Source organism: Streptomyces sp. LUP30 (assembly GCF_001746365.1).
GTDB lineage: Bacteria > Actinomycetota > Actinomycetes > Streptomycetales > Streptomycetaceae > Streptomyces.
This window is the reverse complement of the sequence record NZ_MJAJ01000003.1, coordinates 37,160-54,056: the sequence shown is the minus strand read 5'-3', so window position 1 is coordinate 54,056 and position 16,897 is coordinate 37,160. Positions and strand designations below refer to the sequence as shown.

Annotated in this window: 16 protein-coding genes; 9 read left to right on the top strand and 7 right to left on the bottom strand. The window is 70.9% G+C overall.

Features of this window, described 5'->3' with window-relative positions:
- Positions 1 to 94: 94 nt before the first annotated feature.
- Entirely contained in the window at positions 95 to 499 is a 405-nt protein-coding gene (locus BG482_RS03800; protein WP_069767405.1) for a MazG nucleotide pyrophosphohydrolase domain-containing protein, read from the bottom strand.
- A 97-nt stretch (positions 500 to 596) separates the two neighbouring features.
- On the opposite strand from BG482_RS03800, the gene BG482_RS03795 reads away from it, so the two are divergent.
- Positions 597 to 1,598 carry a TAXI family TRAP transporter solute-binding subunit gene (locus BG482_RS03795; protein WP_069767404.1) on the top strand — a complete coding sequence of 334 codons (1,002 nt, stop codon included), beginning with the start codon at positions 597 to 599 and terminating at the stop codon, positions 1,596 to 1,598.
- A 21-nt stretch (positions 1,599 to 1,619) separates the two neighbouring features.
- Here the strand turns inward: BG482_RS03795 and BG482_RS03790 are convergent, their stop codons facing one another.
- Both BG482_RS03790 and BG482_RS03785 read right to left on the bottom strand, forming a co-directional pair.
- Positions 1,620 to 3,029 (bottom strand): HAMP domain-containing sensor histidine kinase, encoded by a 1,410-nt coding sequence (locus tag BG482_RS03790; protein WP_069767403.1) that lies wholly within the window; start codon positions 3,027 to 3,029, stop codon positions 1,620 to 1,622.
- Positions 3,030 to 3,041: 12 nt separating this feature from the next.
- The gene (locus BG482_RS03785; protein ID WP_069767402.1) at positions 3,042 to 3,728 is read right to left on the bottom strand and encodes a response regulator transcription factor; all 687 of its coding nucleotides are present in this window, start codon (positions 3,726 to 3,728) and stop codon (positions 3,042 to 3,044) included.
- A 322-nt stretch (positions 3,729 to 4,050) separates the two neighbouring features.
- Here BG482_RS03785 and BG482_RS03780 point away from each other — a divergent pair, with 322 nt between their 5' ends.
- From BG482_RS03780 to BG482_RS03750, 8 genes are all read left to right on the top strand, one after another.
- Entirely contained in the window at positions 4,051 to 4,827 is a 777-nt protein-coding gene (locus tag BG482_RS03780) for an amino acid ABC transporter ATP-binding protein (protein WP_069767401.1), read from the top strand.
- Positions 4,828 to 4,891: 64 nt separating this feature from the next.
- Positions 4,892 to 5,740, top strand: coding sequence for a glutamate ABC transporter substrate-binding protein (locus tag BG482_RS03775; RefSeq protein WP_069767400.1), 849 nt, complete (start codon positions 4,892 to 4,894; stop codon positions 5,738 to 5,740).
- A 115-nt stretch (positions 5,741 to 5,855) separates the two neighbouring features.
- The gene (locus BG482_RS03770) at positions 5,856 to 6,521 is read left to right on the top strand and encodes an amino acid ABC transporter permease (RefSeq protein WP_069767399.1); all 666 of its coding nucleotides are present in this window, start codon (positions 5,856 to 5,858) and stop codon (positions 6,519 to 6,521) included.
- Positions 6,518 to 7,426: an amino acid ABC transporter permease gene (locus BG482_RS03765; RefSeq protein WP_069767398.1), complete on the top strand. Its 909-nt coding sequence runs from the start codon at positions 6,518 to 6,520 to the stop codon at positions 7,424 to 7,426. Before BG482_RS03770 ends, BG482_RS03765 begins: the two co-directional genes overlap by 4 nt.
- Before the next feature lie 177 nt (positions 7,427 to 7,603).
- Positions 7,604 to 9,295: an FAD-dependent monooxygenase gene (locus BG482_RS03760; protein WP_069767397.1), complete on the top strand. Its 1,692-nt coding sequence runs from the start codon at positions 7,604 to 7,606 to the stop codon at positions 9,293 to 9,295.
- A 210-nt stretch (positions 9,296 to 9,505) separates the two neighbouring features.
- Positions 9,506 to 9,619 carry a putative leader peptide gene (locus BG482_RS46020; protein ID WP_348983243.1) on the top strand — a complete coding sequence of 38 codons (114 nt, stop codon included), beginning with the start codon at positions 9,506 to 9,508 and terminating at the stop codon, positions 9,617 to 9,619.
- Between the two features lie 100 nt (positions 9,620 to 9,719).
- Positions 9,720 to 10,262, top strand: a complete 543-nt coding sequence (locus BG482_RS03755; protein ID WP_069767396.1) for a cysteine dioxygenase — start codon at positions 9,720 to 9,722, stop codon at positions 10,260 to 10,262.
- A complete protein-coding gene (locus BG482_RS03750; RefSeq protein ID WP_370745741.1) occupies positions 10,259 to 10,699 on the top strand; it encodes a rhodanese-like domain-containing protein in 441 nt (146 codons plus the stop codon). The genes BG482_RS03755 and BG482_RS03750 overlap by 4 nt, the downstream gene beginning before the upstream one ends.
- A 51-nt stretch (positions 10,700 to 10,750) precedes the next feature.
- On the opposite strand, the gene BG482_RS03745 is transcribed toward BG482_RS03750, so the two are convergent.
- The 4 genes from BG482_RS03745 to recA all read right to left on the bottom strand — a co-directional run bounded on the left by BG482_RS03745 (position 10,751) and on the right by recA (position 16,190).
- On the bottom strand, positions 10,751 to 13,297 hold the full coding sequence (locus tag BG482_RS03745) for an ABC transporter permease (RefSeq protein WP_069767395.1): 2,547 nt from the start codon (positions 13,295 to 13,297) through the stop codon (positions 10,751 to 10,753).
- On the bottom strand, positions 13,294 to 13,974 hold the full coding sequence (locus BG482_RS03740) for a helix-turn-helix transcriptional regulator (protein WP_069767394.1): 681 nt from the start codon (positions 13,972 to 13,974) through the stop codon (positions 13,294 to 13,296). The genes BG482_RS03745 and BG482_RS03740 overlap by 4 nt, the downstream gene beginning before the upstream one ends.
- A 293-nt stretch (positions 13,975 to 14,267) precedes the next feature.
- Entirely contained in the window at positions 14,268 to 15,059 is a 792-nt protein-coding gene (recX, locus tag BG482_RS03735; protein ID WP_069767393.1) for a recombination regulator RecX, read from the bottom strand.
- Between the two features lie 3 nt (positions 15,060 to 15,062).
- Complete coding sequence (gene recA, locus BG482_RS03730) at positions 15,063 to 16,190, bottom strand: recombinase RecA (protein ID WP_069767392.1); 1,128 nt, start codon at positions 16,188 to 16,190, stop codon at positions 15,063 to 15,065.
- Positions 16,191 to 16,897: the final 707 nt, after the last annotated feature.

The window sequence follows — 16,897 nt, the reverse complement described above, 5'->3', positions numbered from 1 at the left end:
CCCTCCCCGAGAAGCTCGCGCGACCTCCTCGGCAGCCCCGGCAGCCCCAGCGGCCCCGGGGCGGCCTCGGCAGTCCGCTGGTCGGGCCGCCCGGTCAGGCGCCGTCGGACGTCCATCCCTGCCGACGCAGCACCGCGGACACGTCGGGCGCCTGGTAGTGCGCGCCCTTGAGCACCTTGCCGTCGGCGCGGCGGGCGACCTGGCCGTCGGGGCCGAGTTTGGTCATGTTGGAGCGGTGGATCTCGGCGAGCACCGCGTCGAGGTCGATCCCGTGCACCAGCGCCGTGCCGTAGGCGACGTAGACGACGTCGGCCAGCTCGTGCGCCAGCCGGTCCAGCGGGCCGCTCACCGACACCTCGGCGACCTCGGCCGCCTCCTCGGCGAGCAGGCTTCCGCGCTGCGCGGCGAGACGCGGCGACACCTCGGTCGGGGTGGCGCGGACGTCGAGCCCGAAGGCTCGGTGGAACTCACGGACCAGATCGGCGGGCGAGGAACTCATGAACCGACTGTAACGACGGCCACTGACAAGCCCGTCCGCCCCGCCCTGTGAGTCCCGCCCTGGTCAGCACCTCGTGAAGACTGGCAGGATCGCGGGCATGTCCAAGGTGTTCTCCCGTCCCGGCAGGCGCGGCGTCCTGGGTGGCGCGGCCGCCGTCGTCGCCGTCGTCATGGGGTTGCTGCTGTGGTGGCTGCTGCCCCTGGGCGAGGAGCCGCCGAGCGGTTCGATCACCTTCAGCACGGGCACGACGAGCGGCGTCTACTACGAGTACGGCAGCCAGCTGCGGGACGCGCTCGCCAAGGACATGCCCGATCTGGACGTGGACCTGACGACCAGCAACGGGTCGCCGGAGAACGTCGAGCGCGTGGCGAAGGGCGACGCCGACTTCACCATCGCCGCGGCCGACGCCGTGCAGGCGTACGAGGCGCAGCACCCCGGCGGCGCCGCGAAGCTGCGCGGAGTGGCCCGGCTGTACGACGACTACGTCCAGCTCGTGGTGCCCCGCGACTCGCCCATCCGCACCATCGCGGACCTCCGGGGCAAGACCGTGGCGACCGGCCTGCCCCGCTCCGGTGTGCGCCTGATCGCGGAACGCGTGCTCAAGGCGGCGGGCCTGGACCCGGCGAAGGACATCAGGGCCGAATCGGAGGGCATCGACACCGGCCCCGAGAAGCTGAAGCGGGGCCAGATCGACGCCTTCTTCTGGTCCGGCGGGGTGCCGACCGCCGGACTGGAGAAGCTGGCCGACACCTTCACCTTCCGGTTCGTGCCGATCAGCTCCGAGCTCGTCGCGCAGATGCACGACCAGGACGACTCCACCGGTTACTACCGGGCCACGAACATGCCGGAGTCGGCCTACCCCACCATCCAGAACGGCTCCACCGTGGCGACGATCGCGGTGTCCAACCTGCTCATCACCCGCACGGACATGGCGCCCCGGCTCACCGAGTGGCTGACCCGCACCGTGATCAGGAGCCGGGACGGCATCGGCGCACACGTGCACTCCGCCCAGTTGGTCGACCTGCGCACCGCCATCTACACCGACCCGCTCAAGCTGCACGAGGGCGCCCGGCGCTACTACCGCTCCGTCAAGCCCTAGTCGTGCGGTCCGGGGGCGTGATCACGACGTCGCCGACCGGGGCACGGAGACCGTCGCCGTCAGTCCGCTCGGCTTGTGGTGGGCGTACGTCAGGGAGCCGCCGCCGGCCGCGAGCAGAGCCCGGGAGATGGACAGGCCCAATCCCGAGCCCTTGACGTTCTGGTGCCGGCCGCTACGCCAGAAACGGTCGCCCACGCGCGTGAGTTCCTCGTCGGTGAGACCTGGCCCGTTGTCGGTGACGACGACGGTCGAGATGTCGCCGTCGGCCGCCACGGCGACCTCGACGCTCTCACCCTTCGGCGTGAACTTCACCGCGTTGTCGATGACGGCGTCCAGGGCGCTGGAGAGCGTCACCGGGTCCGCCCACGCAGTGGTGGGCGGGCAGTCACCGACGAGCCGGACGCCCTTGGCCTCGGCGGTGGGCGCCCAGGCGGCCACCCGCTCGGCGGCCAGTGCGCCGATGTCGGTGACCCGCAGATGGGCCTCGGTGTGCTCGGCGAGGGCGAGGTCCAGCAGGTCGTCCAGAACCTGCGCCAGGCGCTTGCCCTCGTTCTGGACGGATGCGATCTCTTCGTTGCCCTCGGGGAGTTCGTAGGCCAGCAGTTCGATGCGCAGCAACAGCGCGGCGAGCGGGTTGCGCAGTTGGTGCGAGGCGTCGGCGACGAAGGCGCGCTGCTGTTCCAGCACGTTCTCCACGTTGTCCGCCATCTCGTTGAACGCCCCGGCCAGCCGCCGCAGTTCCGGCGGTCCGCCACCCACCGCGACCCGGGACTTCAGCCGGCCGCTCGCGATCTCGTGGGTGGTGGCGTCCAGGACCCGCACGGGCCGCAGCACCCACCCGGTCAGCCGCAGGGCCGCGCCGATGGCCAGCAGCATCGCGGCGATCTCGCCGACGCCGACGACCAGCCAGCCGTGCAGGATCCGCGACCGCATCGGCCCGGTCGGCGAGTCGGTGACGACGACCGCGACGACGTCGCCGTCCCGGATGACCGGCGACGCGACGACGAGCCGGTTGCGCTGCCACGGCCACACCTGCCGGGGGTCGTGGCTGCGCCGGCTGAGCAGCGCCTCGTCGAAGGCGTCGCGCACCTCACCGGTTTCGGGGAGGTACCAGTCCCGCGGGGCATGAGCCATGGGGGTGTCGGTGCCGTAGAAGACACCGGCACGGATGCCGTAGACGTCGTAGTAGCTGGCGAGCTCCCGACCGAGCGTCTCGCGCCGCTCGTTCGTGGACGCCGACGCGGAGTCGCCGCCGCCCGGCGAGGCGGTGACGAACTGGGCGAGCGCCGCGAAGCGCGCGGTGTCGTCGATGCGGTCGACGACCACCTTCTGCTGCTGGGCGCCGGCCACGCTGATCGCCAGCGGCACCCCCAGGGCCAGCAGCACGGCCGCCATCAGGACGATGAGCAGCGGCAGGAGACGAGTACGCAACCGCGGTCCCCGCTACGCGGCCGGCGCGACGAGCCGGTAACCCACGCCGCGCACGGTCTCGATCAACGCGGGCATGCGCAGCTTGGCGCGCAGCGAGGCCACATGGACCTCCAGGGTGCGCCCGGTCCCCTCCCAGCTGGTGCGCCACACCTCGCTGATGATCTGCTCCCGGCGGAAGACCACGCCGGGACGCTGGGCCAGCAGCGCCAGGAGGTCGAACTCCTTGCGGGTCAGCTGGACGACCGCACCGTCCACCGTGACGCGCCGGGTGGGCAGTTCGATGTGCACGGGACCCATGCGCAGCGCGTCCTCGCCGGCCGCTGCCGGGCCCTCGTGGACGGTACGACGGCTGACGGCGTGGATGCGGGCGAGCAGTTCCCCGGTGTCGTAGGGCTTCACCACGTAGTCGTCGGCGCCCATGTTGAGGCCGTGGATGCGCGAGCGCACGTCGGAACGGGCCGTCACCATGATCACCGGCGTGGCGGTGCGCTTGCGGATCTTGCCGCAGACCTCGTACCCGTCCTGGTCGGGCAGGCCCAGATCGAGCAGGACGACCCCGAAGCCGGGCCCCTCCGGGACGAGGGCCTGCAGGGCTTCCTCGCCGCTGCGCGCGTGGGTGACGTCGAAGCCGTGCCTCTTGAGGACCGCGGACAGCGCGGCGGCGACATGGTTGTCGTCCTCGACGAGCAGCAGTCTCATCCCGGCCTCCTCCGGTTCGGTTCCTCGGGCATACGGTCCGACTCACTCCGACAGGTGTGCGGTTTCACGACGCACGAAAAAATGCGGGCACACGCGTGTGTGCATCATGGCAGTCACGCTGATGGACGAGGACGCAGTCAAGCGAGTTCCGGTTGCACGCGGCTTCCGTTATCCGGCCGATACGCCCGCAGCTCACCAGTGCTACGACATGTGTCCGATTGCTATCGGATCGTGATGCTCAGATTCCCCTCAGATGTAATGACGCTGGTCGCGGCGGGTCACTACTGTCCTGCGAAACCGAGGAGGACGGAGCCCCAGAGCGATGACCGAAGTATCGGTGACCAAAGAGGACGCGGTCACGAGCGGTGACCTGGTCGTCCTGAAGAGCGTCAACAAGCACTTCGGCGCGTTGCACGTTCTCCAGGACATCGACCTGACGATCGCCCGCGGAGAGGTCGTCGTGGTCATCGGCCCCTCCGGGTCCGGGAAGTCGACGCTGTGCCGCACCATCAACCGCCTGGAGACGATCGACGAAGGCGCGATCACGATCGACGGGAAGCCGCTGCCCGAGGAGGGCAAGGCGCTGGCCCGGCTGCGCGCCGACGTCGGCATGGTCTTCCAGTCGTTCAACCTGTTCGCGCACAAGACCGTGCTCGAGAACGTGATGCTCGGCCAGATCAAGGTCCGCAAGGTGGACAAGGCGAAGGCCGAGGAGAAGGCACGCGCCCTCCTCGACCGGGTCGGTGTGGGCAGCCAGGCGGACAAGTACCCCGCGCAGCTCTCCGGCGGACAGCAGCAGCGCGTCGCCATCGCCCGCGCGCTGGCGATGGACCCGAAGGTCATGCTCTTCGACGAGCCGACCTCGGCCCTGGACCCCGAGATGATCAACGAGGTCCTGGAGGTCATGCAGCAGCTGGCCCGGGACGGCATGACGATGATCGTCGTCACCCATGAGATGGGTTTCGCACGATCGGCTGCAAACCGCGTGGTGTTCATGGCGGACGGACGCATCGTCGAAGAGGCTGCGCCCGACCAGTTCTTCAGCAATCCGCGCAGCGACCGTGCCAAGGACTTCCTGTCGAAGATCCTGCACCACTGAGCCGCAGCTCTGACGGACCCCGCACCGCCCGCAGTACCTCAACACTCTTCTAAGGACGTTCTCCATGAAGCTTCGCAAGGTCACCGCCGCCTCGGCCGCAGCCCTCGTCCTCGCCCTGACCGCCACCGCGTGCGGCGGCGACAACAAGGACGACGCCGGGAGCGGCTCCGGCAGCGGTGGCGGCGGCAAGATCAAGGTCGGCATCAAGTTCGACCAGCCCGGCCTCGGCCTCAAGAAGCCCGACGGGTCCTTCGCCGGGTTCGACGTGGACGTCGCCACGTACGTCGCCAAGCAGCTCGGCTACAAGCCGGACCAGATCGAGTTCGTCGAGACCAAGAGCGCCGACCGTGAGAACGCCCTCGCGCGCGGTGACGTCAAGTTCATCGCCGCCACCTACTCGATCAACGACGAGCGCAAGAAGAAGGTCGACTTCGCCGGCCCGTACCTGCTGGCCCACCAGGACCTGCTGATCAAGTCCGACTCGGACATCTCCAAGGGCACGGACCTCAACGGCAAGAAGCTGTGTTCCGTGACCGGCTCGACCTCGGCGCAGAACGTGCAGAAGTCGATCGCCCCGGACGCGAAGCTCAAGGAGGTGAGCTCCTACTCGGAGTGCATCGCCGGCCTGCAGAGCGGCGCCGTGGACGCGGTCACCACCGACGACTCGATCCTCGCCGGCTTCGCGTCGCAGGAGCAGTACAAGGGCAAGTTCAAGCTCGCGGGCCTGAAGCTCAGCAACGAGAACTACGGCATCGGCGTCAAGAAGGGCGACACCGCGACCGTGGACAAGATCAACAAGGCGCTGGAGCAGATGGTCAAGGACGGCGCGTGGGACAAGGCCGTCAAGGACAACTTCGGCCCGGCCGAGTACAAGAACGAGCCCGCCCCGAAGATCGGCGTCATCGTCAAGTAGTCCGGGCCACGGCCCACCCTGCGGGGTTCCTGCGGTGCGCCGCCGTCCGTCGCGATCACGGCGGCGGCGCACCGCACCCTTCCCATACGCCACCCAGCCGGAAGCGCGGGAGATCGTGTTCGACTTTCTTGATGGTTACGACGTCCTAGGGGCGTTCTGGATGACGGTGAAACTCACCGCCGTCTCCGCCGTGGGATCCCTGATCTGGGGCACCCTGTTGGCCGCCATGCGGGTCAGCCCGGTCCCGCTGATGCGCGGGTTCGGCACCGTGTACGTCAACATCGTCCGGAACATCCCCCTGACGGTCATCATCCTGTTCAGCTCGCTCGGTCTCGCCGACATCTTCGGCATGACCATGGGGAGCGACGACTTCGACGTCCAGGGTTTCCGGCTGGCCGTGCTCGGGCTGGTGGGCTACACCGCGGCCTTCGTCTGCGAGGCGATCCGCTCCGGCATCAACACCGTGCCCATGGGCCAGGCGGAGGCAGCCCGGGCCATCGGCCTGAGCTTCAGCCAGACCCTTCGGCTCGTCGTGCTGCCGCAGGCGTTCCGGTCGGTCATCGGGCCACTGGCGAACGTGTTGATCGCGCTGACCAAGAACACCACGGTGGCGGCCGCCATCGGCGTCGCCGAAGCCGCCTACCTCATGAAGACGATGATCGAGAACGAGGCGCAGACGCTGCTCATCGGCGCGGTCTTCGCGTTCGGGTTCGTGGTACTGACCCTGCCCACCGGCCTCATCCTGGGCTGGCTCAGCAAGCGACTGGCGGTGAAGCGATGAGCTCGGTCCTCTACGACACTCCCGGCCCTCGCGCCAAGCGGCGCAACGTCCTGTTCTCGGTGGTCTTCAGCGTCCTGCTCGCCCTGCTCCTGTGGTGGATGTGGCAGAAGATGGACGACAAGGACCAGCTCGAATCCGCGCTGTGGAAGCCGTTCGTCGAGTCCGAGGCATGGACGACGTACCTGCTGCCCGGCCTCGCCAACACGCTGAAGGCCGCGTCGCTCGCCATGGTCATCGCCCTTCCGCTGGGCGCGGTCTTCGGCATCGCCCGGCTGTCCGACCACCGCTGGGTGCGCGGCGTGTCCGGCACGGTCGTCGAGTTCTTCCGGGCCATCCCGGTGCTGCTGCTGATGCTGTTCGCCAACGAGTTCTACGCCCGCTCGACCGACGTCGGCAGCGCTGACCGGCCTCTCTACGCTGTCGTCACCGGACTGGTGCTCTACAACGCGGCCGTCCTCGCCGAGGTCGTCAGGGCCGGCATCCTCTCCCTGCCCAGGGGGCAGACGGAGGCGGCGTACGCCATCGGTCTGCGCAAGGGCCAGACGATGAGCAGCATCCTGCTCCCGCAGGCGGTCACCGCGATGCTCCCGGCGATCGTCAGCCAGCTGGTCGTCATCGTGAAGGACACCGCGCTCGGCGGAGTGATGATCGGATTCGCCGAGTTGCTCAACTCCCGCGGCACACTCGCTGCCAACTACGCGAACGTCGTCCCGAGCTTCATCGTCGTCGCGATCATCTTCATCGTCCTGAACTTCATCCTGACCAGCTGCGCCAGCTGGCTGGAACGCCGACTGCGGCAGAGCAAGAAGGGCACGGGTGCGGTGCTCGGCGTGGAGAAGGTCGACGATCTGAACGCGGCCGAGGTCGGCGGCACCTTCGGAACCGGCGCCGGCGGCAGCATCTGACGCCCACTCAAGCAGGGTGACCGGTACGGAAGGCAGTGGCGTGCGCGCCACTGCCTTCCGTCGCTTGACGCAAACAACGACAATGGGTTGCATACGTTCTGTGATCGTGCACCCTGCTCCAACCCGTTGTTCACTCAAGCCCGCGAGGACACCGTCGAAGGCAGGGGGCGGCACGCCGTGGACCCGGTGATCATCGTCGGAGCCGGACCGGTGGGGCTCACGCTCGCCCTGGCTCTGGCCCGTCAGCAGGTGCCGTCCGTCGTGCTCGACGAGGGCCCCGGCAAGGACGAGCCGCGTCTCGCGCGCACCGTCGTGCTGCGTGAGGACACCGCGGCTCTCGTGCAGCGACTGACCGGAGCGGACCTCGACCGGGCCGGGCTCCGTTGGGCCGGATGGCGCTCGATGCGGCGCAAGCAGGTGATCCGCGAGGTGACTTTCGACGACTTGGCCGATCCCGCTCCCCTGCACACCGCCGACCCGGCTCCGCTGCACATCGCCCAGCACGTGCTGACGGGCGCGCTGCGGGCCGCGCTGGACGGCGAGCGGCTGGTGAAGGTCGTCGTGGACAGCCGGCTGGACGGCGTCGAACAGGAAGCCTCCGGCGTCACGGCCCACACCCGCGGCCCCCGGGGCACCTGGTGGCGCGGCAGTCATCTGGTCGGCTGCGACGGTCCGCGCTCCACCGTCCGCAAGCTCCTCGACGTCCGCTTCCCCGGCCGCACCGCGGTCGAGCGACACGCCGTGGCCGCCCTGCGCGTGGAACTCCCCTGGGCCGACGAGGCGTTGCTCCACCGGACGCCGCCGTGGCGGACGTCCGGCCCCTCCGCCGGGGAGGTCACCGGACGGCCGCTGCCCGACGGCGTCTGGCGCCTCGACTGGCTGCTGCCACCGGGCAAGGAGCTCGTCACGCCCGAACTGCTCGTGGCGCGCATCCGCGAGACCCTGGCCGGCTGGAGCGGGGGCTCCACGCCCCCCTACGAGCTGCTGGACACCGGCGTCCACACCGTGCACCACCGGCTGGCCCGCCGCTGGCGCGTGGGGCGGGTCTTCCTCGCCGGGGACGCCGCGCACCTGCTCGGCGCGTTCGGCGCGCAGGGTCTGGACGAGGGTCTGCGCGACGCCGACAACCTGGCCTGGAAGCTCGCCCTGGCCTGGCACCACGGGCCGCGCGAGGCACTGCTCGACAGCTACCAGGCGGAGCGGCGCGCGGTCGTCTCCGCCCGGCTGCGCGCCGCCGACCAAGCGCTGCCGCTGCTGCGCGGCGGCGGTGGCATAAGGGCGTACGTGCCCGGCGCGGCCCGCGGCCACGACGTGCTGCTCACCGACGGCCACCTGGGACGCGGACCGCTGGGCGCGGCCGGCGGCTACGAGGAGTCGCCTCTCGCGCCCCGGCACCTGGAGGCGGAGGTTCCGGTCGGCACGGCCCCGGGGGCGCAGGTCCAGGACGTCCGCGTGACGGCGGAGGACGGTTCGTTCGTACAGCTGCGGGACCGGCTCGGCCGGGGCGCGCTGCTCGTCCTGCTGATCGCGCCGGGCACGGGCGTGTGGGAGCGCCGCCACTGGGTGAGCGCCGGGATCATGCCGCGCCTGGCCGCAGCGGTGACGGCCCTGCCGAGCCCGGCCGAGCTGCTGGTGGCGGAGAGCTACCCGGGCGCGGCCGCCCACACCGTCCTGCTGATCCGGCCCGACGGTCATCTGGTCGCCGCGCTCAACGGGGTGCGCGCGGCCGACCTGTACGCGGCGGCTGAGGCGGCCCTGGGCGGTCCGGCGTCCACACAGGGCGCGCAGGGGACTCGGGCGACTCACGGGACCGAGGGGCCTCAGGAGGCGTCCGCTGCCGGTGCCGCGGCGGGCAGCGCCGCCAAGTGACGTCCCGCGCGGGTCCCGTCGCTCGTCGCGCCCTCGGTCGGGGGCCGCGTCGCGCGTGGGCCCCCGACCGACGGCGCGGAGGTCGCGGTGCCGCCGGTCGTTGGCGGCTCAGGTCGCAGGTGTCGTCGCCCTCGGTCGGCCCTCGCATGGATCGTGCGGCTGCACGCGCAGTCACCGTGAGGTCCACATCGTGACAGTGAGTTGACCGGGGTGCACCGGCGTGGTGTACTCCGGATCGTGACCGACACCGATGTGCGCCTGTGGCGGAGGGTCCATATGGACCTCGTCCGCTATGCGGGCTGCGTGTGTCGCCCGTCCTGCTGAATTCGCACCCCCCCTTTCCGCCGGCGTGCTCCCGCCGTAGCGCATCCGCGCTCGTGCGCCCCGCCGCGCGCCTCCCGCGAACGTTCACAGGACGGTACCCGTGTCTGTCTCCCCCTCCCTGTCCGCCGTCGCCGCTGACGCCTCCGTCACGGCGCCCACCCAGGCGGACCTCCTCGACTTCGTCCGGCGCACGGCCGCCGACGCCGAACTGATCTCCTCGCTCCCGCTCGACCCCGAGGGCCGCACCTGGGTGCGCCTGGAGGGCCCCGGCGGCAGCGAAGCCTGGCTGATCGGCTGGCCGCCCGGGACGGGCACCGGCTGGCACGACCACGCCGACTCGGAGGGCGCCTTCCTCACCGCGCGGGGCGCGCTGAAGGAGTACTCGCTCGCCGCGCGGCTGCCCACCGACGGCTGGAAGACCCTGGAACTGGCCGACGGCATCGACCGGGAACGCTCCCTCACCGCCGGCCGCGGCCGCGCTTTCGGCCGGCACCACGTCCACGAGGTGCTCAACGAGTCGGCCGAGGAGCACGCCGTCTCCGTCCACGCCTACTACCCGCCGCTGCCCGGCATCCGCCGCTACAGCCGCAGCGGACATGTGCTGCGACTGGAGCAGGTCGAGCGTCCCGAGGACTGGCAGTGAGCGGCGCGGACATCCCCGGGGACGAGCCACCGCGCGGCGGGGCGGACGACCGACTGCCGCTCGGCATAGACGAGTTGCTCGAACGAGTCCGTTCCGGGTACGCGCGCGTGGAGGCTCGGGAGGCCTACGAGGCGGCACGCGCGGGCGAGGCGCTGCTCGTCGACATCCGTTACGCGGCCCTGCGGGAGCGGGACGGCCTGATCCCCGGCGCGCTGGTCGTCGAGCGCAACGAACTGGAGTGGCGTCTGGACCCCCGGGGCAGCCACCGGCTCCCCGAGGCCACGAGCCACGACGTGCGCGCGATCGTGATCTGCAACGAGGGCTACGCGTCGAGCCTGGCCGCGGCCTCACTGCACCAGCTGGGGCTGCGCCGGGCCACCGACCTGGTCGGCGGTTTCCAGGCATGGAAGGCGGCGGGCCTTCCGGTGACCGCGTAGGCGGGACCGGGCCCCAACAGGTCGGTCCTTCCAGTCCTTCGCCGTCGCGACTCAGTCCTTCGCCGTCGCGACCGTCACCGCTCGCACCCTCAGCGCCACCCGCCCCGGGACGGCCGTGGCGACGAGGGCGAGCAGTCCCGCCCCGGCGACGACCGTGGCGTACGCGAGAGGCACGACCGCCGGGGCCGCCCGCCCGGTCATGCCGACGCTGAACGCGGTCAGAACGGCCAGGGCGATGCCGCTGCCGAGGCCCACGGCGAGGAGGAGGACCGCGAGCGCCTCCGTGCGCAGCATGCGCAGTACCTGACGGCGGGTCGCCCCCGCGAGGCTCAGCAACGCGAACTCCCGGACGCGCTCGAAGACCGACATGGCCAGCGTGTTGACCACGGCGATCGCCGTGAACGCCAGGACGAGACCCATGGCCAGGAAGTTGACCTCGGCGTTCGCCTGCTGCCGTTCGGCCTGCAGCGCGTCGGCGTCGGACGGGGAGATCACCGTCAGTCCCGGGAACTCACGCAGTGTGTTCGAGAGTTGTGTCTGTGTACGGGCCGTGCTGACGAGGAGGGAGGAGGAGAGCGGGTTGTCGACATGGCGGGCGAGCAGGTCGTGCGCGAAGGTGAGGTCTCCGAAGCCGAGGCCTCGGGCGTAGACGGCGGCGACGGTCAGCGTGGCCGGCGTGCCGTCGCCCAGCGTGAGTTTCAGAGTGCTTCCCGGTGTCAGATGCAGCTGGTCCGCGGCCAGTTCACTCACGGCGACGGTGCGCTCGGTGAGCCTGTCGAGCGAGCCCGCGGTGACGTCCGGGTCCCAGGTGCGGGCCAGGCCGGCCGGGGTGACTCCCTGGGCAGCGTACTTGTCCAGCCCGACCCGCACGGTCGTACGGACCACCTCGGTGACGACGGCGTGCTGGGTACGAAGCCGTCGCGCCGCCTCGCCCGGAACGCCGGGCCCCTGCGAGGCGACGACCCAGTCGGCGCGGACCCCTTCGCGCGCCTGGGCACGGGCCGCGTCGCCGAGAGTGGGCTGTACGAACAGCACCGTGCAGGACATGCCGATGAGCAGGGTGAGAGGGGTGACGACGGAGGCCATACGGACGGCGTTCCCGCGGAGGTTGGCGGTGGCGAGCCGACCGCCGGGGCCGGTCAGGCGCAGCGGACCGGCAAGGACGAGGACGGCCGCCCTGACCAGAAGCGGTCCGAGCAGTGCGACGGAGGTGGACAGCACGACCACGGCGAGGAACGTCACCGGCGTCGAGGCGGGCTCGGTGCGCAGGACGCTCAGCAGGGCGACGAGGACGGCGCCGCCGGCCAGCAGCACCAGACCGGCGAGGAGACGGCCCCAGCCGGGGCGGGTGCGCTCGGTGCGGGCCTCGGCGAGCGCCTCCGCCGGGCGGATCCGGGCCACCCGGCGAGAGGCGATCCGGGCGGAGGCCCAGGCGCCGAACAGCGTCGCGGCGACGGCGGCGAGCGGCGGCAGCGCGCTCACCGTGTGCTGCAGCGTGGCGGGCACGGCGCCCAGGGCGACGAACCTGCCGTGCAGCCAGCCGCCCAGGGGCATCCCCAGGAGCGCCCCGGCCGTGCCCGCGGCCAGACCCACGATCAGAGCCTCACGTCCGAGGAGTCTGCGGATCTGCCCCGACGTGGCGGCGACGGCGCGCAGCAGTGCGAGTTCGCGATGTCGCTGCTGCACGGAGAGCGCGAAGGTCCCGACGACCACCAGGACGGCAACGAGCAGCGAGGTGCCGCCCATGGCTCCGCCCATGCTCACCAGCTTGGTGCGAGCCGCGGCGGCGTCCAGGAACTCGACCGGCCCACGGCCGTCCCCCGCGCTGACCTGGGCGTCGGTGCCATGCAGCGCCGTGACCACGGCGGCCCGGAGCTTGCCCGGGTCGACGCCCGGCTTGGCGAACACGCCGAACGCCGAGACCTGCCCGGGGCGTGCGGCGAGACGGCGCGCCTCCGCCGTGGAGAAGAAGAGGGAAGTCTGATGGCGTACGGCCGTGTCGGGGGCGGCGACACCGGAGACGCGGTAGGTGCGCGGCGCGCGTGTCGACTGGACGGTGAGCCGGTCGCCGGGCGCGAGGTGGGCTCGTTCGGCGAGGGCGTTGTCGACGACCACGTCGGTGGCGGCCGCGGGAGCGGTGCCGGCGGTGAGCCGGTACGGCGTCAGCGCGGCGGACTCCCAGGCGTGCCCGTAGGCGGATCCACCGTCCGCAGTTGCGTCGACCGGGCGGCCTTCGGGGCTCAACGGCTGTGCGAGAAAGGTGAGTTCGGGGACGATGCGCGCGACCCCGGGGGCGGTGGCCAGCCTTCTCTCCAGGTCGGCCGGCAACCACGCGCGTTCGGCGATGGGCTTGGCCTTGTGCTTGACCTTGGTCTTGCCCTTCTTGTGCTTGACGGTGGTCCGGTGGACGTTCTGGTCGGCGGAGACCACCACCGGCGCCGCGGCATAACGCTCGGGGCGGACGGTCCCCCTCAGTCCTGTCTCCAGGAGCGTGCCGCAGGCGGTGATCAGAGCGGCCGCGCACATCAGGGCGAGAAAGGCGCCGAGGAACCCCGCCTTGCGGGCGCGGACGGTCTTCAGGGCGTAGCGCAGCATCATGACGGATCCGTCTCTCTCGTGTCGTCCGGGGCGGCGAGGTGTGCGGGCGCGTCGGAACGCTCGGCAGCGGGATGGGCGAAGAACCGGGTGTGGACGGTGCGGGCGCCGGGCGGAGTCTCGGACTCGGGACGCTTGTAGCGGTTGAGGAGGGCGATGTACTCCTCGAAGAACTCCCGCAGTTCGGGCAGGGTGAGCCGGATCGCGGCACGGGAGTAGGGAAATGCGTCGCCCCAGGGGTCGCCGTCCACCGTGTCCCGCTGAAGCCTTTCGAAGAGGTCCACGTCGGCGGCGTAGGCGTGATGGTTCAGCTCGTCCATCACCTGCCGCATCTCGGGACCCTGGCGGCTGCGCGGCGGGAATCGACGGTCACCGGGCACGGCTCGCCACCAGCGCTCACGATGAGCGGACGGCTCCGCGCCCCTGTCCGGTCGCGGCTCGCCGTCCGTCTCCTCGACAAAGCCGTATCTGGCCAGTTCACGCAAGTGATAGCTGGTGGACCCGGTGTTCAGGCCGAGGGCCCGGGCGAGCGTCGCCGACGTGGCGGGTCCGTGCAGCGTGAGATGTTCGAGCATGCGCTGGCGACGAGGCTGCGCGAGCGCCTTGAGCGTGGCGAGGTCGCCCAGTTCGACGGGTGTCGCGGGCTCGGATGCGCTGGGTTCCTGAGGCGTTCGAGGCATGCGTACACACTCGCCTGTGCACAGACACCTGTGCACTGCGGTGTTCCGGCGTCCTCAACGGGGGGTTATCCCCACCCTGTGGCTGCGGCGGGCATTCGGCGCGCTGTGGTCGGCGCCCGGCTCTCGGCACTGGGGCATCCGGCGGGCTGTGGTCGGCGCCCGGCACTCGGCACTGGGCACTGGGCACAGTGTGGTCGGCGCTGGTGAGGGGCTGTGACCGGGATCGATTGGCGGGAGTCTCCCCCTTCTCCCCCCCGTCCCGCCCCGCCCCCGCCCCCGCCCCCGCCCCAGGTTCAGAACCCGTCGTTCTCCAGGAACTCCGTGTCCTCGCCCTCTTCTTCCAACGCCTGCCGGACCACCCGTAGGGCCATGCCCTCGGGGTAGCCCTTGCGCGCGAGCATGCCGGCCAGGCGACGCAGCCGTTTGTCTCGGTCGAGTCCGCGGGTCGATCGCAGCTTGCGGGCGACGAGTTCGCGCGCCGTCTCCTCCTCCTGTTCGGAGTCGAGCCGGCCGACGGCCTCGTCGATCAGCGTCGAGTCGACGCCCTTGGTCCGTAGCTCCCGGGCGAGGGCGCGCCGTGCCAGTCCCCTGCCGTGGTGGCGGGACTCCACCCACGCGTCCGCGAAGGCGCTGTCGTTGATCAGCCCGACCTCCTCGAACCGTGACAGCACCTCCTCCGCCACGTCGTCCGGGATCTCTCTTTTGCGCAGCGCGTCCGCGAGTTGCTTGCGCGTGCGCGGGGTCCCGGTGAGCAGGCGCAGACAGATCGCCCGCGCCCGCTCAGCCGGGTCCCCTGAAGACGCCCCCTGCTCGGCCCTCGACGAGGAAGAGTCGCCTTCGTCCTCGACGGACGGTTCTCCGAAGCCGCGCCCACGGCGTCCACGCCCGCCGCGTGGACCGCCTTCGCCGCCGCGTCGCGTCCGTTCCCCACGGGGCCGGTCGTCGCCGTCCGCCCCCTCGCTTCGACGCCGGCCGCCTTCCGGCCGGCCTTCGCCGTCCTGGGCAAGGCCGCCGTCGACCCCGCTTCCCTCCTCACGGGGGATGTCGGGGTGGACGTACTCGGCCCAGTCGGTTCGTCGTGTCACGGATCAGCTCTTGGCAGCCGCGGCCTTGGTCTTGGCGGTCTTGGCGGCGGCAGCCGGCACCGCCTTGGCGGCGTCGTCCGACGTGCCGGCAGCCACCGCGGCGTCCGGACCCGGTTCGACGGCGGGCTCCTCGGGACGGACGCCGACGCCCAGCTTCTCCTTGATCTTCTTCTCGATCTCGTTGGCGAGATCGGGGTTGTCCTTCAGGAAGTTACGGGCGTTCTCCTTGCCCTGGCCGAGCTGGTCGCCCTCGTACGTGTACCAGGCGCCGGCCTTGCGGACGAAGCCGTTCTCCACGCCCATGTCGATCAGACCGCCCTCGCGGCTGATGCCCTGTCCGTAGAGGATGTCGAACTCGGCCTGCTTGAAGGGCGGCGCGACCTTGTTCTTGACGACCTTGACGCGGGTGCGGTTGCCGACCGCGTCCGTGCCGTCCTTCAGGGTCTCGATACGGCGGATGTCGAGCCGCACCGAGGCGTAGAACTTCAGCGCCCGGCCACCGGTCGTGGTCTCCGGGGAGCCGAACATCACGCCGATCTTCTCGCGGAGCTGGTTGATGAAGATCGCGGTGGTCTTGGACTGGTTGAGCGCGCTGGTGATCTTCCGCAGCGCCTGGCTCATCAGACGGGCCTGAAGACCGACGTGGCTGTCGCCCATCTCGCCCTCGATCTCCGCGCGCGGCACGAGTGCGGCGACGGAGTCGATGACGATCAGGTCGAGGGCGCCGGAGCGGACCAGCATGTCCACGATCTCGAGGGCCTGCTCGCCGTTGTCGGGCTGGGAGAGGATCAGGTTGTCGATGTCGACGCCGAGCTTCTTCGCGTACTCGGGGTCGAGGGCGTGCTCCGCGTCCACGAAGGCGACCTGGCCGCCGGCCTTCTGCGCGTTCGCCACGGCGTGCAGCGTCAGCGTCGTCTTACCGGAGGACTCCGGGCCGTACACCTCGACCACGCGGCCGCGCGGCAGACCGCCGACGCCGAGGGCGACGTCGAGTGCGGTCGATCCGGTGGGGATGACCTCGATGGGCTCGTTCGGCCGCTCGCCGAGCCGCATCACGGCACCCTTGCCGAACTGCCGTTCAATCTGTGCGAGTGCGGCGTCCAGGGCCTTCTCGCGGTCGGTTCCTGCCATGGGTTCCACCCGATTTGCTTGAGTCGATCGCTTCACGTCAAAGACGCTAACGCCTGCCACTGACAATGCGCCTCGACGCCGGTTCGGCCTGTGGATAACTCATGCGCTTACCGCCCCAAACCGGGACGGAACACTCGCTCTGAGCCTTGCCGGAACCTCCATCAGAATGGATGTTCGATTTTGGTGTCAAGCGCACCACGCGGCACTTCCGAGGCTACGTGTCCCGCGTCAGCGAACCGTGTCCGATTGCCATCGAATGCCGACGGACGGCAGTTCGTGACACCGAAGATCGACCAGGCAGGTCAGCGCTCCGAGGGCCGGTCCGGCCCCCCGGCCGCCCTCTCCCTTCCGGGCCGGGTCCTCCGGCGCGGGGGTCAGGCCTGGATCGCGAGCAGGGCCGGTCTTTGAGCGGGAGAGTGGGGCGCGAGGTGCGCGACGACCAAGAACGAGGAAGAAGAGCCCCTTGTCCAGGGCCTCTGGGAAGCGACAGGCAAGTCAGGGCTGCAGCCGATTGCGTGCCTGCCGCCGGACTTCGCCGCAGGGCAGCGCGGCCGTGCCGGGCGCCCGTGACCGACCGCTCGGCGACAGCCACGGTGACGATGTTCCCCGAGGCTGTGATCCACACGCGGCCGGGCCCGGGCGCGGATGTCTCATCGCTCCCGGCGAGGTCGAGTTCTACCGGCGCGGCCGGCCCCGCCCGGGTCGGC